Source organism: Brevundimonas sp. 357, from assembly GCF_003938605.1.
In the GTDB taxonomy this organism is placed as follows: domain Bacteria; phylum Pseudomonadota; class Alphaproteobacteria; order Caulobacterales; family Caulobacteraceae; genus Brevundimonas.
The window spans coordinates 298,550-319,860 of the sequence record NZ_RHWX01000001.1 but is presented as its reverse complement, the minus strand read 5'-3'; the positions used below and the strand labels follow the sequence as shown (position 1 = coordinate 319,860).

24 protein-coding genes are annotated in these 21,311 nt (G+C 68.8%); 15 read left to right on the top strand and 9 right to left on the bottom strand.

Features of this window, described 5'->3' with window-relative positions; all coding sequences use genetic code 11:
* Nucleotides 1-28 precede the first annotated feature (28 nt).
* The gene (gene nth / locus EGK63_RS01535) at nucleotides 29-793 is read left to right on the top strand and encodes an endonuclease III (RefSeq protein ID WP_243637523.1); all 765 of its coding nucleotides are present in this window, start codon (nucleotides 29-31) and stop codon (nucleotides 791-793) included.
* 4 nt (nucleotides 794-797) lie between these two features.
* Here the strand turns inward: nth and EGK63_RS01530 are convergent, their stop codons facing one another.
* Nucleotides 798-1,688, bottom strand: coding sequence for a RimK family alpha-L-glutamate ligase (locus tag EGK63_RS01530; RefSeq protein ID WP_125899597.1), 891 nt, complete (start codon nucleotides 1,686-1,688; stop codon nucleotides 798-800).
* A 148-nt stretch (nucleotides 1,689-1,836) separates the two neighbouring features.
* Here EGK63_RS01530 and EGK63_RS01525 point away from each other — a divergent pair, with 148 nt between their 5' ends.
* The 5 genes from EGK63_RS01525 to EGK63_RS01505 all read left to right on the top strand — a co-directional run bounded on the left by EGK63_RS01525 (nucleotide 1,837) and on the right by EGK63_RS01505 (nucleotide 4,853).
* A complete protein-coding gene (locus EGK63_RS01525) occupies nucleotides 1,837-2,871 on the top strand; it encodes an adenosine kinase (RefSeq protein WP_125899596.1) in 1,035 nt (344 codons plus the stop codon).
* A gap of 237 nt (nucleotides 2,872-3,108) precedes the next feature.
* A complete protein-coding gene (gene ccmC / locus EGK63_RS01520) occupies nucleotides 3,109-3,828 on the top strand; it encodes a heme ABC transporter permease CcmC (protein ID WP_003166604.1) in 720 nt (239 codons plus the stop codon).
* A 12-nt stretch (nucleotides 3,829-3,840) separates the two neighbouring features.
* Nucleotides 3,841-3,993, top strand: a complete 153-nt coding sequence (gene ccmD / locus EGK63_RS01515) for a heme exporter protein CcmD (protein WP_003166605.1) — start codon at nucleotides 3,841-3,843, stop codon at nucleotides 3,991-3,993.
* Nucleotides 3,990-4,553: a DsbE family thiol:disulfide interchange protein gene (locus EGK63_RS01510; RefSeq protein WP_125899595.1), complete on the top strand. Its 564-nt coding sequence runs from the start codon at nucleotides 3,990-3,992 to the stop codon at nucleotides 4,551-4,553. The genes ccmD and EGK63_RS01510 overlap by 4 nt, the downstream gene beginning before the upstream one ends.
* Before the next feature lie 69 nt (nucleotides 4,554-4,622).
* A complete protein-coding gene (locus EGK63_RS01505) occupies nucleotides 4,623-4,853 on the top strand; it encodes a hypothetical protein (RefSeq protein WP_125899594.1) in 231 nt (76 codons plus the stop codon).
* 7 nt (nucleotides 4,854-4,860) lie between these two features.
* Here EGK63_RS01505 and EGK63_RS01500 read toward each other — a convergent pair whose 3' ends face one another.
* The 3 genes from EGK63_RS01500 to ftsY all read right to left on the bottom strand — a co-directional run bounded on the left by EGK63_RS01500 (nucleotide 4,861) and on the right by ftsY (nucleotide 7,382).
* Nucleotides 4,861-5,523, bottom strand: coding sequence for a MarR family winged helix-turn-helix transcriptional regulator (locus EGK63_RS01500; RefSeq protein WP_125899593.1), 663 nt, complete (start codon nucleotides 5,521-5,523; stop codon nucleotides 4,861-4,863).
* Nucleotides 5,524-5,796: 273 nt separating this feature from the next.
* A complete protein-coding gene (locus EGK63_RS01495; protein ID WP_125899592.1) occupies nucleotides 5,797-6,441 on the bottom strand; it encodes an inner membrane-spanning protein YciB in 645 nt (214 codons plus the stop codon).
* Nucleotides 6,442-6,446: 5 nt separating this feature from the next.
* On the bottom strand, nucleotides 6,447-7,382 hold the full coding sequence (gene ftsY, locus EGK63_RS01490; RefSeq protein WP_125899591.1) for a signal recognition particle-docking protein FtsY: 936 nt from the start codon (nucleotides 7,380-7,382) through the stop codon (nucleotides 6,447-6,449).
* Nucleotides 7,383-7,560: 178 nt separating this feature from the next.
* Here ftsY and EGK63_RS01485 point away from each other — a divergent pair, with 178 nt between their 5' ends.
* From EGK63_RS01485 to EGK63_RS01475, 3 genes are all read left to right on the top strand, one after another.
* Nucleotides 7,561-9,621: an NAD(+) synthase gene (locus tag EGK63_RS01485; protein WP_125899641.1), complete on the top strand. Its 2,061-nt coding sequence runs from the start codon at nucleotides 7,561-7,563 to the stop codon at nucleotides 9,619-9,621.
* Nucleotides 9,622-9,792: 171 nt separating this feature from the next.
* The gene (locus tag EGK63_RS01480) at nucleotides 9,793-10,398 is read left to right on the top strand and encodes a DUF4168 domain-containing protein (protein ID WP_125899590.1); all 606 of its coding nucleotides are present in this window, start codon (nucleotides 9,793-9,795) and stop codon (nucleotides 10,396-10,398) included.
* Nucleotides 10,399-10,461: 63 nt separating this feature from the next.
* Nucleotides 10,462-10,686, top strand: coding sequence for an alkylphosphonate utilization protein (locus EGK63_RS01475; protein WP_003166615.1), 225 nt, complete (start codon nucleotides 10,462-10,464; stop codon nucleotides 10,684-10,686).
* An 88-nt stretch (nucleotides 10,687-10,774) separates the two neighbouring features.
* Here the strand turns inward: EGK63_RS01475 and EGK63_RS01470 are convergent, their stop codons facing one another.
* From EGK63_RS01470 to EGK63_RS01460, 3 genes are all read right to left on the bottom strand, one after another.
* Nucleotides 10,775-11,668, bottom strand: coding sequence for an alpha/beta fold hydrolase (locus EGK63_RS01470; protein WP_125899589.1), 894 nt, complete (start codon nucleotides 11,666-11,668; stop codon nucleotides 10,775-10,777).
* Between the two features lie 62 nt (nucleotides 11,669-11,730).
* Entirely contained in the window at nucleotides 11,731-12,240 is a 510-nt protein-coding gene (locus EGK63_RS01465; protein WP_125899588.1) for an HAD-IIIA family hydrolase, read from the bottom strand.
* A complete protein-coding gene (locus EGK63_RS01460; RefSeq protein WP_243637522.1) occupies nucleotides 12,237-13,343 on the bottom strand; it encodes an AGE family epimerase/isomerase in 1,107 nt (368 codons plus the stop codon). Before EGK63_RS01460 ends, EGK63_RS01465 begins: the two co-directional genes overlap by 4 nt.
* Before the next feature lie 206 nt (nucleotides 13,344-13,549).
* On the opposite strand from EGK63_RS01460, the gene EGK63_RS01455 reads away from it, so the two are divergent.
* Entirely contained in the window at nucleotides 13,550-14,710 is a 1,161-nt protein-coding gene (locus EGK63_RS01455; RefSeq protein ID WP_125899586.1) for a DegT/DnrJ/EryC1/StrS aminotransferase family protein, read from the top strand.
* Nucleotides 14,711-14,715: 5 nt separating this feature from the next.
* Nucleotides 14,716-15,648, top strand: a complete 933-nt coding sequence (locus EGK63_RS01450) for a Gfo/Idh/MocA family protein (RefSeq protein ID WP_125899585.1) — start codon at nucleotides 14,716-14,718, stop codon at nucleotides 15,646-15,648.
* 114 nt (nucleotides 15,649-15,762) lie between these two features.
* Here EGK63_RS01450 and EGK63_RS01445 read toward each other — a convergent pair whose 3' ends face one another.
* Nucleotides 15,763-16,218: a MaoC family dehydratase gene (locus tag EGK63_RS01445; protein WP_125899584.1), complete on the bottom strand. Its 456-nt coding sequence runs from the start codon at nucleotides 16,216-16,218 to the stop codon at nucleotides 15,763-15,765.
* Nucleotides 16,219-16,273: 55 nt separating this feature from the next.
* Complete coding sequence (locus tag EGK63_RS01440) at nucleotides 16,274-17,248, bottom strand: threonine/serine dehydratase (RefSeq protein WP_125899583.1); 975 nt, start codon at nucleotides 17,246-17,248, stop codon at nucleotides 16,274-16,276.
* Between the two features lie 57 nt (nucleotides 17,249-17,305).
* On the opposite strand from EGK63_RS01440, the gene glpK reads away from it, so the two are divergent.
* The 4 genes from glpK to EGK63_RS01420 all read left to right on the top strand — a co-directional run bounded on the left by glpK (nucleotide 17,306) and on the right by EGK63_RS01420 (nucleotide 21,311).
* Nucleotides 17,306-18,844, top strand: coding sequence for a glycerol kinase GlpK (gene glpK / locus EGK63_RS01435; protein WP_125899640.1), 1,539 nt, complete (start codon nucleotides 17,306-17,308; stop codon nucleotides 18,842-18,844).
* Nucleotides 18,841-19,929 (top strand): phosphotransferase family protein, encoded by a 1,089-nt coding sequence (locus EGK63_RS01430; RefSeq protein ID WP_125899582.1) that lies wholly within the window; start codon nucleotides 18,841-18,843, stop codon nucleotides 19,927-19,929. The genes glpK and EGK63_RS01430 overlap by 4 nt, the downstream gene beginning before the upstream one ends.
* An 88-nt stretch (nucleotides 19,930-20,017) precedes the next feature.
* On the top strand, nucleotides 20,018-20,494 hold the full coding sequence (locus tag EGK63_RS01425; RefSeq protein WP_125899581.1) for an Rrf2 family transcriptional regulator: 477 nt from the start codon (nucleotides 20,018-20,020) through the stop codon (nucleotides 20,492-20,494).
* A 10-nt stretch (nucleotides 20,495-20,504) separates the two neighbouring features.
* Nucleotides 20,505-21,311 carry an SDR family oxidoreductase gene (locus EGK63_RS01420; protein ID WP_125899639.1) on the top strand — a complete coding sequence of 269 codons (807 nt, stop codon included), beginning with the start codon at nucleotides 20,505-20,507 and terminating at the stop codon, nucleotides 21,309-21,311.

The following is a 21,311-nucleotide window of genomic DNA, read 5'->3' as shown; positions in this document are numbered from 1 at the left end:
CCGGGCGCGGGGGAGGCGAAGCGGGGACATGGCTCCGTTGAAATCCGCCTCCCGCCAGAAGAAGGCCGTTCAGAAGGCCGGGCTGGCCCCGCCGCCGGGCAAGCGTTCGCGCCAGCCGAAGAAGGCCCCCGTCGGCGCCATTATCAGCTGGCCGCCGGATGAGGGCCGGGTGGAGGAGATCTTCGTCCGCCTGTCAGGCGTCATGCCCGATCCGAAGACCGAGCTGGATTTCGTCAATCCCTACACCCTGGTGGTGGCCGTCGCCCTGTCGGCCCAGGCGACCGACGTGGGGGTCAACAAGGCGACCAAGGCCCTGTTCGCCGTCGCCGACACGCCGCAGAAGATGCTGGTCCTGGGCGAGGAGGGGCTGATCCCCCTGATCGCCTCCATCGGCCTTTACCGCACCAAGGCGAAGAACGTCATCGCCGCCGCCCGGATGCTGGTCGAGAAGCACGGCGGCGAGGTGCCGCTGAACCGTACCGACCTGCAGGCCCTGCCCGGCGTCGGGCGCAAGACCGCCAGCGTGGTGCTGAACGAACTGGGGATCGAACCGGCCATCGCGGTGGACACCCACGTCTTCCGCGTCTCGCACCGGCTGGGCCTGGCCAATGCGGCGACGCCGGACAAGGTGGAGGTCCAGCTGCACCAGGTGGTGCCCGAGGCCTGGCTGACCAAGGCGCACCACTGGCTGATCCTGCACGGCCGCTACACCTGTCTGGCGCAGCGGCCGAAATGTCCGGGGTGCGTGATCTCGGACCTGTGCCCCTCACGCGCCAGCTTCATGGGGGTGTGAGCGCCTAGCGCTCCAGCCGCGCCCGCACCGCCTGACCGAAGCGGGCGCCGGCTTCAGGCGCGGCGGCCAGGTAGAAGTCCGGCTCGATCAGTTCAGCCTCCATCAGCACCCAGTCGCCGTCGTCGTCCTTCGTCATGTCGATGCGGGCGTAGAGCAGGTCTTCATCTATGGCGGCCAGGGTGCGTTCGGCCAGATCGAGCGCGCCTTGGGGCGCGGCCTTCAGCGCCTGGTATCGGCCGCCGTACTGGGTCTGGATGCGGAACTCGCCCGCCGCGCCGGGGCGCTTGTTCACGACGTGGCTCAGCTCGCCGCCGAAGTAGAGCAGGGAGGTCTCGCCCTCGGTCTCGATGGCCTTGAGATAGGGCTGGATCATCGTGCCGCCGACGGGGGCGTCGGCCAGGGCCGCGTCCAGCAGGTCGCCCGCCGCCACCCGCAGGGTGCGCCAGGCGCCGCCCGAGACGGTCGGCTTGACGATCAGGGTCTCGGCGCCCGTGGCGGCGAAGGCGGCTTCCAGAACCGCAGCGTCGACGTGGTCGGCGAAGATCGTCTCGGGCACGGCGACGCCCTTTTCCGCCAGGCGGGCCAGATAGCGCTTGTCGGCGTTCCAGCGCAGGGTCGCGGCCGGATTGGCCAGGGGCGCGCCCGCCTCGGCCCAGGTCGTGCAGGCCTGGACCCAGCGGTCGTGGTCCTGATGATAGCCCCAGACCAGCAGCGGCAGGACCAGGGGGAAGTCCATCAGGGCGCGGGCGTTCTCGACGTGGTCGGTCCAGGGCGTCGGCCGGGCCGTGATCCCCGCCGTCGCCAGCGCTTCGCCCAGCCGGTCCAGCACGCCGGGCCACAGGGTCGAATAGGTGGGATCGGCCGGATCGGGGGTCAGGACGGCGACGTCGGTCATGGGCGCGGCTCCGCAAGGCCCGGCGGGGCCGTGTGCAACAGGTCCATCGGCTTTAGGCCGCCGCTGCATCGGCGTGAAGGGCCGCTTTTCGCCGGGAGGCGGGGCCGGCGCACTGGCGCGCGGCCGTCTCGCCCGCTATGGGGCGGACATGACCCAATCCCTGCCCGCCTTCGCCCAAAACGCCCGTTTCGACGTCTGCGCCCTGGGCAACGCCATCGTCGACGTCCTGGCTCCGTGCGATGCGGCCTTCCTGGAGGCCAAGGGCCTGATCCCCGGCTCGATGCAGCTGGTCGACGAGGATCAGAGCGCGACCCTGTATGACGCCATGGCGGCGGGGGTCGAGGCGTCCGGCGGTTCGGCGGGCAACACCGTGGCGGGCGTCGGCTCGTTCGGCGGACGCGCCGCCTATATCGGCAAGGTGGCCAAGGACACCCTGGGCGAGGTCTTCAGCCACGACATCCGCGCCGTCGGCGTCCACTTCGACACCCCCGTGCTGGAAGACGGCGCGGGCAAGGGCTTCGGCACCGGCCGCTGCCTGATCAACGTCACGCCGGACGGCCAGCGCACCATGTGCACCTTCCTGGGGGCCGCCAACCAGCTGACCACGGCCGATGTCGACGCGACCGTGATCGGCGACAGCGCCATCGTCTATCTGGAAGGCTATCTGTTCGATCCGGCCCCGGCCCGCGCGGCTTTCGAGGCCGCCGCCGCCGCCGCCCATGCGGCGGGCCGCAAGGTCGCCATCACCCTGTCGGACAGCTTTGTGGTGCACCGCTGGCGCGCCGAACTGCTGGCCTTCATCGAGACTTCGGCCGACATCGTCCTGGCCAATGAGGCCGAGCTGCACGCCCTGTTCGAGACCGAGGACTTCGACCACGCCGCCGCCCACCTGGGCCGCATCGTCGAGGTGGCGGCCGTGACGCGCGGCGCCGCCGGTTCGGTGCTGTTCCGCGGCGGCGAACGGGTCGAGGTCGCCGCCTATCCGGTCGAGAAGGTCGTCGACACCACGGGCGCCGGCGATCAGTACGCGGCGGGCGTTCTGCTGGGCCTGTCGCGCGGTCTGTCTCTGGCGCAGGCCGGGGCGTTGGGTTCGCTGGCCGCGTCGGAAGTCATCGCTCACTGGGGCCCGCGTCCGATGGTGAGGCTGAAAGACCTGGCGGCGCAGCAAGGTCTGAGCCTCTAAGAGCCGCGGCGCTCCAACATCGTCACCCTCGGGCTTGTCCCGAGGGCCCATGGTCCGGCGATGCGGGGCGACAGGCTGGTCCAGCCTAGGCGTGAAAGCGGTTCACCGACGGGGACGCCCCGCGCTGGATCCTCGGGACAAGCCCGAGGATGACGGAAAGAAAGAGAAGAGCCGCGACAAAGGGTCGGAGGCGGCGCCCGCTTGCCGTGGGGCGCTGGGCCGCGTAATCGGCGGCCCATGTTCGGCCTCGCCAATCCCGACCGCTTCATGCGCTTCACCGGCCCCCTGGTTCCGGTATTGTGGATCTGCGCGCTCGGCCTGCTGTTGCTCGGGACGTGGTTCAGCTTCGCCGCGCCGGGCGACTATCAGCAGGGCGACACCGTCCGCATCATGTTCATCCACGTTCCGGCCGCCAGCCTGGGCCTGATGGCCTATGGCGCGCTGGGCGTGTCCAGCTTCTTCGCCCTGGTGTTCCGCCATCCGCTGGCCGATGCGGCGGCGCGGGCGGCGGCGGTGCCGGGCGCGGCCTTCACGGCCCTGGCCCTGGTCACCGGCTCCCTGTGGGGCCAGCCCATGTGGGGGACGTGGTGGGTGTGGGACGCGCGCCTGACCAGCGTGCTGGTGCTGTTTCTCTTCTACCTCGGCTACATGGCCCTGCGCGCCTCGATCGACGATGAGGCCAAGGCGGCGCGGGCGGCGGCGGTGCTGGGGCTGGTCGGCCTGATCAATCTGCCGATCGTCAAGTTCTCGGTCGACTGGTGGAACACCCTGCACCAGCCAGCTTCGCTGCTGAGGTCTGGCGGGACCAGCGTGGACCCGGTCTTCCTGCCCGCCCTGCTGACCATGATGGCGGCCTACGCCGTGTTGTTCGGGGCGATCTGGTTGACGTCGATCCGCACCGAGGTGCGTCGCCGTCGTGTTCTGACCCTTCGCGCCCGTGCGGCGCTGGAAGCCTGATGGAGGCGCTTCGTGCTTGATCTGGACATGAGCCCCTACGGCGCCTTCGTCTGGCCCGCCTGGGGGATCAGCGCCGTTGTGCTGGCCGCCCTGTCGGCCCGCGCCCTCATCGCCGCCCGCCGCTGGAAGCGCGAGCTGGCCCGGCTGGAGGCTGCGCGCAAATGAAACGCTGGCTGGCCCTTTTGCCCATCGCCGTCCTGGCGGCGCTGGGAATCTTCCTGATGACGCAGATGGACCGGATGGCGGGCGATCCCGCCGCGGGCCCGACCTATAAGCCGGACGCCCTGGTCGGCCAGCCGATCCCGGAGACGACGGTCCTGCCCATCCTGGCGGACGGCAAGGCCAGTGACGACCTGCTGGACCTGAAGACGGCGGGCGTCGGCAAGCCGATGATCGTCAACCTGTTCGCCAGCTGGTGCGCGCCGTGCCGTCTGGAGCATCCGCATCTGATGAAGCTCAAGGAACAGGGGATCGCCGTGGTCGGCGTGGCCTATAAGGACGATCCCGTCGCCACCGACGCCTTCCTGGAAGAGCTGGGCGATCCCTATCGCCTGGTGCTGGTCGACCGCGAGGGGCGCGCCGGGCTGGACCTGGGCGTGTCGGGCGTGCCCGAGAGCTTCGCCGTCGACGCCTATGGGACCATCGTCGCCAAGTCCTCGGGGCCGATCCTGACCGACGCGGACCTGAAGAAGCTGACCGACGCCCTGAACGCCCCCGCGCGTTGAGGCGATCGCCCGAAACAGGGTGAATCGCGTATTAACCATATCTAGACGAAGCACGGGCATCCTCAGCCCATGTCCGCGATTTCGTCCGAGCGGCCGGCCTTTCCGCCCCAGGCGGGCGGTGCGGCCCACGCCCTGAGAACGGCCCAGTCGGCCTTCTTCCGCCAGGCCATGGGGCTGGCGGCGCCGACAGCGGTCGAGGAGACGACGCGTCCCGCTGCGGCGGCTTCTGCGCCGGTCGAGCAGACGGCGCCGACGTCGCGCCTGCAACGCCCCGGCTCCCTGCTCGACATTCGGGTTTAGGGCGCGGTCAGCCTTCAGCCGAGCCCTTGAGTGGGACCACGACGGCGTCGGTCTGATCTTCGGTCTGCGGTTGCTCCACGACCGGCTCGCCCTTTTTCTTCTTCTTGCCGCGGCCGTCGGCCTTGCCGTCGCCCTTGCGCGCGGCCTTTTCCGCCTTCTTGGCGTCCTTGGCCGCCTTCTTCGCCGCCTTGATGTCGGCGCGGGCCTGTTCGGGCGCGGCGTCGGCGGCGTCGGACAGGCTGCACAAAAGGTCCAGGAAGCTGTCGCGCTTGGACTTGGGCAGCAGGCCCATGATCCGCTTGTCGGCGGCCTCGACGCGCGGGCGGGCGGCCAGCAGGGCGGCCTCGCCCTCGGGCGACAGGCGCACGGCCTTGGCGCGGGCGTCCAGCGTCGAGCGTTCGCGCTCCAGCAGGCCCTTGGTCGTCATCCGCGCCACCAGGTCGGCCAGGGTCGAGCGGTCGATGCCGGTGGCCTTGACCAAGTCCGTCTGCGTCAGGCCCGAGCGGGCGGCCACGGCCTCCAGCACGGCGAACTGGCGCTGGGTCAGGCCGTCCGGCCCGGCTTCCTCGGCGTAGATGTCCAGCGCCAGCTGCAACGCGCGGTGCATCAGATGGCTGGGCGATTCCGCCAGCCCGCCCTTGATCTTCGCCTGCTTGCCCGACTTGATCATCGTCTTCGTTCCCGAACAGCCCGATACCGGCCGTGGCCGGATGATGCTGCAACAGCTAACAGCCCGGCTTAACGCTTTGACGACGTTAAGGCTGACGGTTTGAAGACATTTAAGCGGGCCTACCGCGCGTTCGCGCTGCTTGAGGCCTTTGTTTAGCGGGCCTATCGGGCTTCGCCCTACTTGAGGCCCGGAATGGGTGCGTGAAACGGCCACTCACTCCGTCATCCTCGGGCTTGACCCGAGGGTGACGGCGAGAAGCGAGACGCTCTAAAACTAAAGGCCCGTGTCGGGGGAGACGGGGCCGCGTTCCTCGTCCTTGGTCATGTTCTTCAGGATCAGCGGCACCTGGGACAGGCCGAAGACGGAGGCCGCGATCCACAGCACGCCGCGGAAGGCCGTCCAGACGCCGTTGGGATCGGGCGTTCCCAGGTTCAGCGCCGACCAGATGGCGGTGACGGCGGTCGGGCTGCGGAACACCTCATTGGCGATGGCGACGGCCAGGAAGTAGAGGCCGTAGCGGAAGGTCAGCTTGCGCCAGGCCTCGTCCGTCACCTTGATGGCCGAGCCCAGCAGGGCCTTGAACGGGTATTTCTTCAGCGGCAGCGAGCCCAGCAGGACGGCGGCCAGCAGGCCGTTCTGCACCGTCAGCTTCAGCTTCACGAACAGGTCGTCGTCGGTGACGATGGTCAGGACGCCGAACACCAGGGCGAAGCCGCCGGTGATCAGAGGCATGGGCGCAAGACGCCGCTCCAGGATGAAGCCCACCGCCAGGGCGATCATCGAGGCGATGACCAGAACCCAGGTCGCCTTGATCATGTCGCGGGTGATGAAATAGGCGGCCATGAAGGCGACCAGGGCGCCGAAGTCGACGGCCTGACGAATCCACTGCGGGCGCTTGGTTTCGGTCGCTTCACTCATACGCTTCAGTCCTCAAGCCCGACCAGGGATCGGGAAAACGCGCGGGCGTCGAACGGTTGCAGATCCTCGACCCCTTCGCCGACGCCGATCAGCTTGATCGGGGCGTCCGAGGCCTGGGCCACGGGCACCAGGACGCCGCCGCGCGCGGTGCCGTCCAGCTTGGTCATCACCACGCCCGAGACATAGGCGGTGCGGCCGAAGATCTTTTCCTGCTCCAGCGCATTGCGGCCGACGGTGGCGTCCAGCACCAGCAGGGTCTCGTGCGGAGCGTCGGGGTCGACCTTCTTCAGCACGCGCACGATCTTCAGCAGTTCGTCCATCAGGGTGGACTTGTTCTGCAGCCGCCCGGCCGTGTCGATCAGCACGACGTCGAAGCCTTCTTCCTTGGCCTTGGCGAAGGCGTCGAAGGCCAGGCCGGCGGCGTCGGCGCCGTCGCGGCGGCTCTCGAAATGGGCGCCGGCGCGGTCGGCCCAGACCTTGAGCTGTTCGCGGGCGGCGGCGCGGAAGGTGTCGCCGGCGACGATCATCACCTTGGCGCCCTTGGCTGTCAGGTCCGAGGCGATCTTGCCCAGGGTCGTCGTCTTGCCCGAGCCGTTCACGCCGACGAACAGGACGACGTAGGGCTTGGGCCCCGACAGCGGGTCGAACGTCGCCTGACGCGGCGTTAGTTCGGCGGCCACGGCCTCGGCCAGCGCCTCCTTGACCTCGCGCTCGTCGGAGGTCTTGCCGAAGCGCAGCTCGCGGAACCGCTCGACGATGCGGGCCGAGGCGGCGGGGCCGAGATCGCTCTCGATCAGATGCTCTTCCAGCCGCTCCAGCGCCTCCTCCGAGAGGGGCTCTTTGACGAAGGTCGAGACGACCTGATCGGTCATCTGTTTCGAAGACCGGGACAGGCCTTCGCTCAGCCGCTGGAACCAGCCTTTTTTGGGCGTATCGCTCATGACGTGAGCCTTAGCCGACAGCGGTTCGCAGGTCACTACAAACCGCTCATCCCGGAGGACGCCGGGAGCCAGTGCTTTGGCTTCGCGGCGCAACCCTATATTGATCGGGAAGGCCGTAAGGTCTGTGCCTATGGCTCTCACTGGCTCCCGGCGTCCGCCGGGATGAGCGGATGGATTGATGGTTTCCCACGGTTCTCACCCCTTCCACGCACCGCGCACCCACGGCTTCGTGCGCGTCGCCGCCGCGACCCCGGTGGTCCATGTCGCCGACCCGGCCGCCAACGCCGAGGAACATGAACGGCTGATCCGTCAGGCGGGCGAAGCGGGCGCAGACCTGCTGGTCTTCCCCGAACTGTCCTTAAGCGCCTACGCCATCGACGACCTGCACATGCAGGCGGCCCTGCTGGAGGAAGTGGAGGCGCATATTCGTCGCCTCGCCCTGGCTGCGGGAGAGGCTGGCGTCGCGGCGGTCATCGGCGCCCCGATCCGTAGCGGCGACAGTCTCTATAACTGCGCCGTAGTCGTAGCGAACGCCAAGGTTCTTGGGGTTGTTCCGAAAACCTATCTGCCCAACTACCGCGAATATTATGAGAAACGCTGGTTCGCCTCGGCCCAAGACATCGGCGCGGGCCCGACTTACGTGCCGCTGGCGGGGCAGTGGGTTCCCATGGCTCCGGACCTGCTGTTCGGGGCTGAAGACTTTTCTGGTTTCGTCTTCGGCGTTGAAATCTGCGAGGACTTCTGGGCGCCGCTGCCGCCTTCGACGCGGCTGGCCCTGTCAGGCGCCCGTATCCTGTGCAACCTGTCGGCGTCCAATATCGTCATCGGCAAGGCGGATGAACGCGCCCTGCTGTGCGCCAGCCAGTCGGCGCGCACGCTCTCGGCCTATGTCTTCGCCGCCTCGGGCTGGGGCGAAAGCACAACCGACCTGGCCTGGGACGGGCAGGCGACCATCCATGAGCTGGGCGCGAGGCTGGCCGAGGGGGAGCGCTTCGCCCTGCACAGTCATCTGACGGTCGCCGACGTGGATGTGGACCGCATCGGTCTGGATCGTCTGCGCAACGGCACCTTCGCCGACTGCGCCCGTCGCGAGGCCGTGGAGCGTCCGACTCCGATCCACTTCAAGACGCGCAGCGTAGCGACGACCGACGCCCTGATCCGTCCGCTGGACCGCTTCCCCTTCGTGCCGGACGACGCCGCGCGTCTGGATCAGGACTGCTTCGAGGCCTTCAATATTCAGGTTCAGGGCCTGATGCGGCGGATGACGGCGACAGGGTCGAAGACGCTGGTGATCGGCGTCTCGGGCGGGCTGGATTCGACCCAAGCCCTGCTGGTGGCCTGTTGCGCCTTTGATCGACTGGAGCTGCCGCGCACCGGCATCCTGGCCTTCACCATGCCGGGCTTCGCCACCTCGGACGGCACCAAGTCCAACGCCTGGGCGCTGATGAAGGCGCTGGGGGTGACGGGGGCCGAGATCGACATTCGCCCCGCCGCCGAACAGATGCTGCGCGACATCGGCCACGCCTTCGCGGACGGTGAGCCGGTGCACGACATCACCTTTGAGAACGTGCAGGCGGGCCTGCGCACCGACTATCTGTTCCGTCTGGCCAATCAGAACCACGGCTTCGTGCTGGGCACCGGCGACCTGTCGGAACTGGCCCTGGGCTGGTGCACCTATGGCGTCGGCGACCACATGAGCCACTACAACGTCAACGGCGGGGTGGCGAAGACCCTGATCCAGCACCTGATCCGCTGGGTGGCCGAGCGCGGTCTGGTGGGCGAGGCGGCGACGCCGACGCTGCACGCCATCCTGGCCACCGAGATCTCGCCCGAGCTGGTGCCGGCGGGCGCCGACGGGGCGATCCAGTCGACGCAGAGCATCGTCGGCCCCTATGCGCTGAACGACTTCTTCCTGTTCTACATCAGCCGGTTCGGCCTGAAGCCGTCCAAGGTCGCCTATCTGGCGCATCAGGCCTGGGGCGATGCGGCGACGGGCGCCTGGCCGGTCGGCCTGCCGCAGGGCGAGCGCGTCGCCTATGACCTGCCGACCATCAAGGGGTGGCTGCGGAAGTTCCTGATCCGCTTCTTCCAGACCAGCCAGTTCAAACGCTCGGCCGTGCCGAACGGGCCGAAGGTGGTGACGGGCGGGTCGCTGTCGCCGCGCGGCGACTGGCGGGCGCCGTCGGATTCCTCGGCGCGGGTGTGGCTGGACGAGCTGGACGCCAATACGCCGGACTGATGCGCGCGGGGGTTGAAACGACCCGCCTGGGGTTTACCCGCCCGCGCGGCGCGGGTTAGCGTTTTCTTCTCCCCGCCCTCTGTGAGCCTGACACACCCGGTCGTGCGGGAGAGCCCGGATCTGTCCGGGTCAGCCTTGGGCTGAGCGTTCGGGGCTGAAGAAGGATACGCCATGCGTTTTGCAACGGCCGCCGCCCCGACCGCCGTTCTGGCCGCCCTGTTCCTGACCGCCGCGCCCGCCCTGGCGCAGGACGCCGCTGAACCGGCGCCCGCCGCCGCGCCAGCCGCAGCCGGCGAACCGACCGACGCCGAACTGGCCCAGTTCGCCGCCGCCATGAAGACCGTCCAGAGCGTGGCCGCCTCCGTCCAGAACGGAACGCTCACCGAGGAGCAGCAGGCCCAGATGGCCGGCGCCGTGCAGAACTCGGGCCTGGCCGTCGAGCGGTTCAACGCCATTTCGGCCGCCGTTTCGGCTGATCCGATGCTGCAGGCCCGCGCGGCGGTGGCGGGCGCGACGCCGTCCGCGCCCGGCTCGGTCGGGGCCGGCGTCACCGACGCCGAAGCCGGTCAGTTCGCCGCCGCCATGGGCGAGATCTCGGGCATCGCCCGCGCCCTGAACGGCGCCCAACCGAACGCCGAACAGCAAGCCCAGATGGCCGCCGCCATCCAGAACTCGGGCCTTGAGATCGAGCGCTTCAACGCCATTTCCGCCGCCACGGCTCAGGACGAGCACCTTCAGGCGCGCATCGCGCTTGCCCAGGCGCGTCAGGGCGAATAGGCCATCTGAACGAGGGTCGTCGCTGATGCGGCGGCCCTTCTTCCATTTCAGACAGGACTGATCATGAGCGACGACGTCACCAAGGACTCCAACGGCAACCTCCTGTCGGACGGCGACAGCGTGACCCTGATCAAGGATCTGAAGGTCAAGGGCTCGGGCGGGGTGACGCTGAAGCGCGGAACCCTGGTCAAGAACATCCGCCTGACCGGCGACCCCGACGAGATCGAGGCCAACGTCGAGAAGGTGCGCGGCCTGGTTCTGCGCACGGAGTTCGTGAAGAAGGCATAATTTAGGGGGCCTACCGCGCTTCGCGCTACTTGAGGCCCATGTCGCTGGTCGACCTGGCCTCGTGCTGCGGGAGGCCCGGCAGGCTGCCTCAGCCCACTTCCGCCAGAAACTCGAAGATGGCGGCGCGCGCTTCGGGCTCATCCAGCATGGGGGCGTGGCCGACGCCGGGAACCTCGGCATAGGCCATGGCGGGCGCCGCCTTCTTCATCTTGTCGGCGATGGCGGAACTGAGCAGGTCCGAGGTTCCGCCGCGCACCAGCAGGGTCGGCTTCTTGCGCGCCAGCGCCCAGAACGAGGGCCACAGGTTGGGAACCAGCGCCTTGGACCCCGCCGCCTTGATCGGCGCTGCGATGTCGGGGTCATAGTCCAGCACGGGCGCTCCTTCGGTCCGCTCGCGGAATACGCGGCGGGCGAAGGCGGCCCAGTCGGCGTCCGTATAGTGAGGGAAGGCCGCCTCATTGATGCGCCGAGCGTAGGCGGTCGCGTCGTCCCAGCTTTCGATTATGACCGGCTGGCCGGTATAGGCGGCGATGCGGGCCAGGCCCTCGGCCGCGACCTCGGGGCCGACGTCGTTGAGGATGGCGGCGGCGATGGCCTTGGGCTTGATGGCTGTCAGCGCCAGGGTGATAAGCCCGCCCATGGAGGTGCCGAGGAAGACCGCCTTCTCGATCCCGGCCTGCTCCATCAGGGCCACGACATCCTTCGCATAGACATCCGGCGTATAGGTCATGGGATCGGGCGCCCGGTCCGAGCGTCCGCGCCCGCGCACGTCGACGGCCAGGACGCGGCGGCCGCTGTGGGCGATCAGGCCGGCGATGACGCCGAAATCGGCGCTGTTGCGCGTCAGGCCGTGGATGGCGATGACCGGCAGGCGCGCCGGACCCTCGGCCGGGGCGTAGTCGCGGGCGTAGAGGCTGAGGCCGTCCGGCGAGGTCCAGCGCCGCTCGACATGGCGGTCGGCCAGCGGGGTGGTCATCGGCATGGATCGTCTCCGAACAGCAGTTCCGTTCCAGCGATGTTAATTCATCAAATGCAGAATAGCGATCAGCCGGGAAGCAGATTGCGGACGAATTGATCGAGATCGCCGTCGATGAAGCGATGGCCCGCCACGCCTGCGCGCCGCGCCGCTTCCATGTCCGACGATTGATCGCCGATCATCAGCGAGCGGGAGAGGTCGAGGTCGTGCTCGGCGGCGGCCCTCAACAACATGCCGGGATTGGGTTTGCGGTCGGGGTGGTCGGGGTGGCGATAGCGTTCGTCCGCCGCCTCGGCATGGAAAGGACAGGCGTAGACGGCGTCGATGCGTCCCCCGCCGTCGGCCAGCTGCGCGACCAGCAGGCGGTTGAAGTCGTGCATGGTTTCTTCGCTGAACATGCCGCGCGCCACGCCCGACTGATTGGTGACGATGACGGTGACATAGCCCGCCTCGTTCAGCCGCTTCACCGCCTCGGCCGCGCCGGGGATCAGCACCAGCTGGTCGGGCCGGTGAGGAAAGCCGCTGTCGACGATCAACACGCCGTCGCGGTCGAGAAAAGCGGCCGGGCGCTGGGTCATGCAGTTTCCGTCAGCAAGGCCGAAAAGGCCGTCATCAGGTGATAGAAGGTCGAGGCTGGAACGGCCGCGTCCTGAGAGCGTCCGTCAGCGTCGTAGGTGTCGACCCACAGACCGGGCGTGGTCGTGGCCAGATAGGTGGCGAAGATGCCGTTCAGCAGGGCGTCAGCGCGTTCCATCTCGCCGCGCAGCCGCAAGGCGCGCAGGGTCTCGGTCTGGCACCACAGGCGGCGGCCGGCGTCCAGAAGACCCTTCTCCCGTCCGATCTCGCGCAGGGCGTGCCCCTCGGCGTCGAAGCCCCGCTCCAGGGCGACGCGGAACAGGACATCGGCCTTGTCGGAGTGCCCGGGCAGGCCCAGACGACGGGCCTGATCCAGCAACCAGACCCATTCCATGTGGTGGCCTGGCTCGGCCACCTCGCCCAAGGCGTCGGGGGCGATGGACCAGTCGGCGGCGAAATACTCGCCGAGGACGCCGAAGCGGGCGTCGAAGAAACGCGTGGCGAACAGGTCCAGGATGCGTCGCGCAGCGTTGTCCCAGGCGGGATGCGGCGCCGCAGCCTGCCAGAACAACAGGGCCTCCAGCAGGTGCATATGCGGATTCTGGCGTCGGGGCAGGCTCGGCGGCAAGGCCTCGTGCCAGCCGCCATGAAGGGAATCGGCCATGCCGGCTTCCATCGCCGCCAGGGTCGCCAGGGCCAAGGGCAGGGCGCGTTCGTCCTTTAGCACCCGGTGGGCGGCCGCTAGCCCGAACAGGACGAAGGCCAGGTCATAGAGGTCCGGCGTCGGGTCCAGAACGGCTCCTGCATCGTTGGTCGTGCGGACCCACAAGCCGTCGTCGCGCTGATTGTCGCGGATCAGAACCTCGAGCCCGCGCCGCGCCAAAGCCTCGCCTTCTATCCAGCCGAGCGAAGCCGCTTCGGCGAAGACATAGACCTGTCGCGCCTGGACGCGTGTGCGCCGCGGCAAGCCGGTGATGGGCCGACCGTCGAAATCCAGTTTCTCATAGAAACGCCCTTCGGAGTCGGCGCCAGCGGTCGCCCACAGCGGCAGGGCTTGGCGAAACAGCCAGTCGCGGACCCGGATTTGTGCGTTTGACAAGATCATGATGGTTCGGGCTTAGGCAGGGTCGCGGATTTTGCCAAGCCATGGTTTTCGTTGCATCCGGCAACGCGAAGTGACTCCGGGGGGTTTGTTCAGCACCCCCCCGCTTTGCTAGGACGCAGGCTGACACAGACGACCCGCCTTTGCGTCCGCGCCCCGGAGCCTTGGACTTCCGCCCGCGCCGGCCCCATCGAGAGAGCGACATCGCAATGACCATTCCCTTCATCGACCTTCAGGCCCAGCGTCTGCGCCTCGGCGGCAAGATCGAGGCCGCCGTTCAGGAGGCCGTCATCGGCGGCGCCTGGGTCATGGGCCCGCAGGTGCGACAGTTCGAGGCCGACCTGGCCGCCTTCGGCAAGGCCAAGCACGCCCTGGGCTGCGCCAACGGCACCGACGCCCTGGCCCTGCCGCTGATGGCCTGGGGGATCGGGCGCGGCGACGCCGTCTTCGTGCCCAGCTTCACCTTCGCCGCCACGGCCGAGGTGGTGCCCTGGTTCGACGCCGAGCCGGTCTTCGTCGACGTGGACGAAAACACCTACAACATGGACCCGGCCGCGCTGGAGCGCGCCATCGAAGGGATCAAGGCCGAGGGCCGCCTGACCCCGCGCGTGGTCATCGCCGTCGACCTGTTCGGCCAGCCTGCCGACTATCCGGCGCTCAAGGCGATCTGCGACAAACATGGCCTGAAGCTGATCTCGGATTCGGCGCAGGGTTTCGGCTGCACCATCGACGGCGCGCACCCGCTGAAATGGGCCGATGTGACCACCACCAGCTTCTTCCCGGCCAAGCCGCTGGGCTGCTACGGCGACGGCGGGGCGGTGCTGACCAATGACGACGACCTGGCCCAGCTGATGGATTCCATCCGCGTTCACGGCAAGGCGGTCGGGGTGGATCTGAAGGACCGGACCTTCGACCACGATCCCAAATATCTGAACATGCGCATCGGCCTGAACAGCCGTCTGGACACCATCCAGGCCGCCGTCCTGATCGAGAAGCTGAAGGTCTTCGCGCAGGAGATCGAGTGGCGCAACGCCGCCGCCGCCCGCTACAACGAGGGCCTGCACCCGCACGTCGCCAAGGTTCCGGATGTCCCGGCGGGCAATGTCTCCAACTGGGCGCAGTACACGGTCGAGCATTCGGACCGCGACGCCCTGGCCGCGCATCTGAAGGATCAGGGCGTGCCGACGGCGGTCTATTATCCGATCCCGCTGCACCTTCAGCCCGCCTATGAGCACTATCCGCGCGGCGCGGGCGGCCTGCCCGTCACCGAGCGGCTGAAGGATGTGGTGATCAGCCTGCCGATGCACGCTGATCTGGACGCGGACACCCAGGACCGCATCATCGCCGCCGTCGCCAGCTTCAAGGCCTGATCCGCATGACCCTCCATCAGACCCCCCTCAAGATCGGCGTCGCCGGCGCCGGCGTCATGGGCCGCAACCATGCGCGCGTCCTGTCCGAATTGCGCGACGTCGAGCTGACGACCGTCTTCGATCCCGACGCCGTGACGGCCGAGGGCGTGGCCGCCGCCTATGGGGCGACCGCCGTGACGACCGCCGAGGCTTTCGTGGCCGCCGGACTGGACGCCGCCGTCATCGCCACGCCGAACCGTTATCACGCCGAACTGGGCGTAGCCCTGCTGAACGCGGGCGTCCATGTGCTGGTCGAGAAGCCGATCGCGGCCACGGTCGCCGACGCCCAGGCCATGATCGACGCGGCCAAGACCAACAACCGCGTGCTGATGGTCGGCCATGTCGAGCGCTTCAACCCGGCGGTCGAGACGGTCAAGCGCGCCATCGACGGCGACGAGATTATCTCCATCCAGATCACCCGCGTCGGCCCCTTCCCGCCGCGCATGGGCGAGGTCGGGGTGGTCATCGACCTGGCGGTGCACGACATCGACATCATCCGCCACCTGACGGGGTCGGAGATGACCGAGGTCCAGTCGCTGCTGGGCCACACCCACGCCTCGCGCGAGGATTCGGCCCTGCTGCAGTTCCGTATGGACAATGGGGTGATCGCCCACATCACCACCAACTGGGTCACGCCCTACAAGACCCGCGTCCTGCAGGTGGCGACCAAGAACCGCTTCATCGTCGCCGACCTGATCACCCGCCAGGTGACAGAATTCTTCGGCCAGCAGCCGGACGGCTCCTACTCGACGCGGATGCTGAACGCCTGGCCCGCCGAGCCGCTCAAGAAGGAGCACGAGGCCTTCATCCACGCCATCCGCACCGGCGAGACGGCGGCGGTCAGCGGCGAAGACGGCCTGCGCAATCTGGAAGTGGCGCTGAGGTGCCTGGGGGATTGAACGCCTGATACGCCGCTCACCCCGGGGGACGCCGGGGCCCAGTGAGAGCTGCAAGCATGGCGGCTGAGGCCAAAGGACTGGATCCCGGCGTCCGCCGGGATGAGCGGGGAGAGTTTAGGCCTTCACCACCTGCATCGTCAGCCATTCGGCGATCAGGGCGGGCTTGTCGCCGCCGTCGATCTCGACGGTCAGTTCGTGCTTCAGCAGCCATCGGCCGCCCCCCTTGTCCTCGGCTGACAGCAGTTTGAAACGGCCGCGCACGCGCGATCCCGACGGCGCCGGGGCGAGGAAGCGCAGGCGGTCGAAGCCGTAGTTCACCCCCATGACCAGATCATCCAGCGGGGCGACCGCATCCATGCTCATGGCCGAGGCGAGGCTGAGGGTCAGGAAGCCGTGCGCGATGGTCCCGCCGAAGGGCGTCGCCTTGGCGCGCTCGGGGTCGACGTGGATGAACTGCTCGTCCTCGGTCAGGCCGGCGAAGGCGTCGATGCGCGCCTGATCCAGCGCGAACCAGCGGCTGACGCCGACCTCCTGTCCGATCAGGGATTGAAGTTCGCTGGCCTTGGTCATGTGACGCCCCTCCCGTTTGCGCCAGCCTTGCGCGGGGAAGGGGCGGAGGCAAGGCCTACCCCTCGAAGCGTCCCTCGATGATTTCGCTGAACAGGCCGGGGTCGACGTTGCCGCCCGACAGGACGACGCCCGTGGTCAGCCCCTTCGCTTCGACCTTGCCTGACAGCAGAGCGGCCAGGGACACGGCGCCGCCCGGCTCTATGACCAGCTTCAGCCAGCGGAAGGCGAAGCGCATGGCCTCGGCGACCTCGGCGTCGGTGACGGTCGCGGCGCCCGCCAGCCGCCGGTTGATCGGCCAGGTCAGCTCGCCCGGAATGGGCGCCATCAGGGCGTCGCAGATGGACGGCGACCCTTGCGGATGGGCGGTGCGCTGGCCCGCCTCCAGCGAGCGGCGGGTGTCGTCGAAGGCGTCGGGCTCGACCACGATGACGCGGGTGTCGGGGCTCTGTTCGGCCATGACCAGATTGATCCCGGCGATCAGCCCGCCGCCCGAGGCGCCGCACAGCAGCTGGTCCATCGGTACGCCCGCCTGCTCCAGCATCTCCAGCCCGACCGTGCCCTGGCCCTCGATGATGAAGGGGTCGTCGAACGGGGGGACCAGTACCGAGCCGCGCTCGGCCGCTATCTCGGCGCCGATGGCCTCGCGACTTTCGGTCCAGCGGTCGTAGAAGCGCACCTCGCCGCCGAAGGCGCGCACGCCTTCGACCTTCACCGCTGGACTGTCGGACGGCATGACGATGGCGGCGGGCGCGCCGACGCCCTTGGCCGCCGCCGCCACCCCCTGCGCGTGGTTGCCCGAGGAATAGGCCACGACGCCGCGCGTCTTCTCTTCTTCGTTCAGTCGGCTGACGCGATTATAGGCGCCGCGGAATTTGAAGGCGCCCGCCACCTGAAAGGTCTCGGCCTTCATCAGGACGCGACCGCCGACGGCCTCGTTCAGGGCCGGATGCTCGATCAACGGCGTGCGGACGGCGGCGGGGGCGATCTGGCGGGCGGCGTCGACGACGCCTTTAAAGCTGGGCGTATGCATGGCTTCCCTCTTACGTCGCGGCGCAGGCTCTGCATAACTCACATCATGCAAGCAAATATGATCCTCGCCATCGACCAGGGCACGACCTCGACGCGGGCGATCGCGTTTGAAGTTTCACAGCCTCAAGCAGGGCGAAGCCCGGTAGGCGACAAGAATGAAGGCGGGGCCTTCCACGCCGTCGCCGTCAGCCAGATCGAGCTGGCGCAGCATTTCCCGCAGTCGGGCTGGGTCGAGCATGACGCGGCCGAGATCTGGCGCGCGACGCTGCAGACCTGCCGCGAGGTGGTCAGGAAGGCGGGCGGCGTCGGCCGCTTCGCCGCCATCGGCATCACTAACCAGCGCGAGACCTCGGTCATCTGGGACGCGGCGACCGGCGAGCCCCTGCACCGCGCCATCGTCTGGCAGGACCGACGCACGGCCGAGGCGACGGGCAAGCTGGCGGCGGCAGGGCATGAGGCGATGGTGCAGGCGGCGACGGGCCTGATCCTCGATCCCTATTTCTCGGCGTCGAAATACGCCTGGCTGCTGGACGCCGTGCCCGGCGCGCGCGAGCGGGCGGCGCGCGGCGAGGTCAAGCTGGGCACCATCGACGCCTGGCTGATCTGGAAGCTGACCGGCGGAGACAGCCACGTCACCGACGCCACCAACGCCAGCCGCACCAGCTTGATGGACCTGACGTCGCGCGCCTGGCGACAGGATCTGTGCGACCTGTTCGGCGTGCCGATCGAGGCCCTGCCGGAAATCCGCGACTGCGACGCCCTGCTGGGCGAGGCTGATGCGTCCCTGCTGGGGCGCGCCCTGCCCATTCACGGCTCGGCGGGGGATCAGCACGCGGCGCTTGTCGGCCACGGGGCGCTGACGGCGGGCGACGCCAAGATCACCTACGGCACGGGCGCCTTTCTGGTCGCCAATGTCGGGGCGGCGCCGGTGGCCTCGACTTCGCGCCTGCTGGGGACGCTCGGCTATGCGGCGGGCGGAGAGGCCGCCTATGCGCTGGAGGGGTCCATCTTTTCGGCCGGGTCGGCGATCCAGTGGCTGCGCGACGGGCTGAAGGTGCTGTCGGACTCGCGTCAGTCCGAGGCGATGGCCCAGACGTTGAAGGACAACGGCGGGGTCTATCTGGTCCCCGGCTTCACCGGCCTGGGCGCGCCGTGGTGGGAGCCGGAGGCGCGCGGTACGGTCGTCGGCCTGACCCGCGACAGCGGACCGGCGCACATGGTCCGCGCGGCGCTGGAGAGCCTGGCCTATCAGACCCGCGACCTGCTGGACGCCCTGACGAAGGACGGGGCGCCGCCGCTGAAACGGCTCAAGGTCGACGGCGGCGTCACCGCCAACGCCTTCGCCATGCAGTTCGTCGCCGACATCTGCGAGGTCGAGGTCGAACGCCCTGCCTTCCAGGAGATGACGGCCATGGGCGCGGCGCGGCTGGCGGCCTATGGCGTCGGTCTGACCGAGGCCCTGTGGACCGCTCCGGCCGAGGCGCCCGCCGTCTGGACCCCGCGTATGGGAGCCGAGGCGCGGGCGCGGCTGCTCAAGGGCTGGCGCGGCGCGGTCAGGGCCGCCATCATCGCCGCCCAGCCGGAGGAGGGAGAATGACCGAGGCCGTGGATGCTCAGACATTGGACGCTCAAACTGCGTTTTCGGGCACGCGCGAGGTGGACGACCGCCATCGGTTGGACGAGGCGGCGCTGGACGCCTGGCTGGCGGCGAACGTCGAGGGTTACGCCGGGCCGCTGACCATCCGCCAGTTCAAGGGCGGCCAGTCCAACCCGACCTATGAGCTGACCACGCCGGGCCGGAGCTATGTGTTGCGTCGCAAGCCGCCGGGCGCGCTGCTGGCCAGCGCCCATGCCGTGGACCGGGAGTTCGCCGTCATCTCGGCCCTGCACGCCCAGGGTTTTCCGGTCGCGCGCCCCTATGTTCTGTGTACGGATGATGGCGTCATCGGCTCTATCTTCTACGTCATGGAGAAGGTCGAGGGGCGCATCTTCTGGGACTTGAAGCTGCCGGGTCTGACGCCGCCGGAGCGCCGCGACGTCTATGACGCCCAGGTCGATACGCTGGCGGCGCTGCATCGGCTGGAGCCGGAGGCTGTGGGCCTGGCCGACTACGGCAAGGCGGGGAATTATTTCGCGCGCCAGGTGGGGCGCTGGACCAAACAGTATCGCGCCTCCGAGATCGAGCCGATCGCGGCCATGGATCGGCTGATCGCCTTCCTGCCCGACAGCCTGCCGCCCGAGGGGCCGACGCGGATCGTGCATGGGGACTTCCGCCTCGACAATCTGATCCTCGATCCGGCCGAGGCGAAGGTGCGCGCGGTGTTGGACTGGGAGCTGTCGACCCTGGGCGACCCGATGGCGGACTTCTCCTATCTGCTGATCGCCTGGGTGATCCCGGCGTCCTTGCGCAACGGCCTGGCCGGGTCCGATCTGAAGGCGCTGGGCGTTCCTTCGGTCGAGGAGACGGTCGAGCGCTATGCGCAGAAGACCGGGACGGCGGCGCCGACGAACCTGGATTGGCTGTTCGCCTATAATCTGTTCCGGCTGGCGGCCATCTGCCAGGGCATCGCCGGACGGGTGCGCGACGGCACCGCCGCCAGCGCCCATGCGCGGGCGATGGCGGCCCAGGTCGGCCCGCTTTCGGACGCGGCCTGGGGCTTTGCGCGCAAGGCCGGAGCCTAGCGGAGCTATACGGAAACAGTTTTTGTTACGGATGGATTTGTGAAACGCTCTCGGAAGGCCTACCTTCCCATCAGGAGCATGAACCCTGATGTCTGACAGCCAACGTTTTCCCGTCGCCGCCCACGCCCTGGCCTATCTGGCCCACAAGGGCGCCTATTCGGCGACCGAGGCCGAGCCGAGCGCCGTTCTGGCCGCGTCGGTGCCGACCAATCCGGTGGTGATCCGTCGGGTCACGGCCCTGCTGGCGAAGGCGGGGCTGATCGCGACGCGCCCCGGCGCGTCTGGCGGATCCTGGCTGCTGCGCCGGCCCGAGACCATTTGCCTGGACGAGGTGCTGAAGGCCGTGAACGGCTGCGCCCATCTGGGCTCGCCGCCCGCTGGGGCCAAGGGCTGTCCGGTCGGCGAACACATCCCGCGTCAGGTGGCCAAGGCCCTGACGGCGGCGGATCAGGCGGCGGGCGCGGCCCTGTCGAAGATCACCATCGCTGACTTGCTGGAAGAAGATCCCGAGGTGTTGCGCGCCTTTGCGCCACACCCGGCCTGTCCTAACGCTGACGCCGCCTGACGTGGCGGTCTTGGGGGACGCGCGGCGCACCATCCTTATCACCGGCGCTTCGGCGGGCATCGGCGCCGCCCTGGCGCGCGTCTGCGCGGCGCGGGGGCATGACCTGATCCTGACCGCCCGGCGCGAAGGGCCGCTTCAGGCCCTGGCCGAGGAACTGGCCGCCGCGCACGGCGTCGCCGCGACGGTCATCGTCGCCGACCTGGCCGAGCCCGAGGCGCCTGTGCGTCTGGCCGAGGCGATCGCGGCGCGAGGATTGAGCGTCGACGGCCTGATCAACAATGCGGGCTTCAGTCGCACCACGGGCTTTCTGACGACCGATCCGGCGGACCACGCCGCCATGATCCGCGTCATGCTGAGCGCGCCGGTCGAGCTGTCGCGCATGGTGCTGCCCGGCATGGTCGCGCGCGGCTGGGGCCGGGTGCTGAACGTGGCCTCCCTGGCCGGACAGATGCCGGCGACGGGCGGCGACACGCTTTACGGTCCGATCAAGAGCTTCCTGATCAAGGCGTCGCAGGGGCTGTGGCTGGAGACGCAGGGGACCGGCGTGCACGTCACCGCCCTGTGCCCCGGCTACACCTATACCGAGTTCCACGACGTCAACGGCTCGCGCGATCAGGTCTCGGCCGCCTATCCGAAGTGGATGTGGATGGACGCCGACCGCGTGGCCCGCATCGGCTGGGACGCGGTCGAGGCCAACCGGCCGCGCGTGACGCCGGGCTTCGCCAATAATGTGCTGGCCGCGCTGGGCGGGCTGCTGCCGGACGCCCTGGCGCTGAAGATGGTCGGCGGCCACGCCAAACGGTTGGACCGCCTCTAG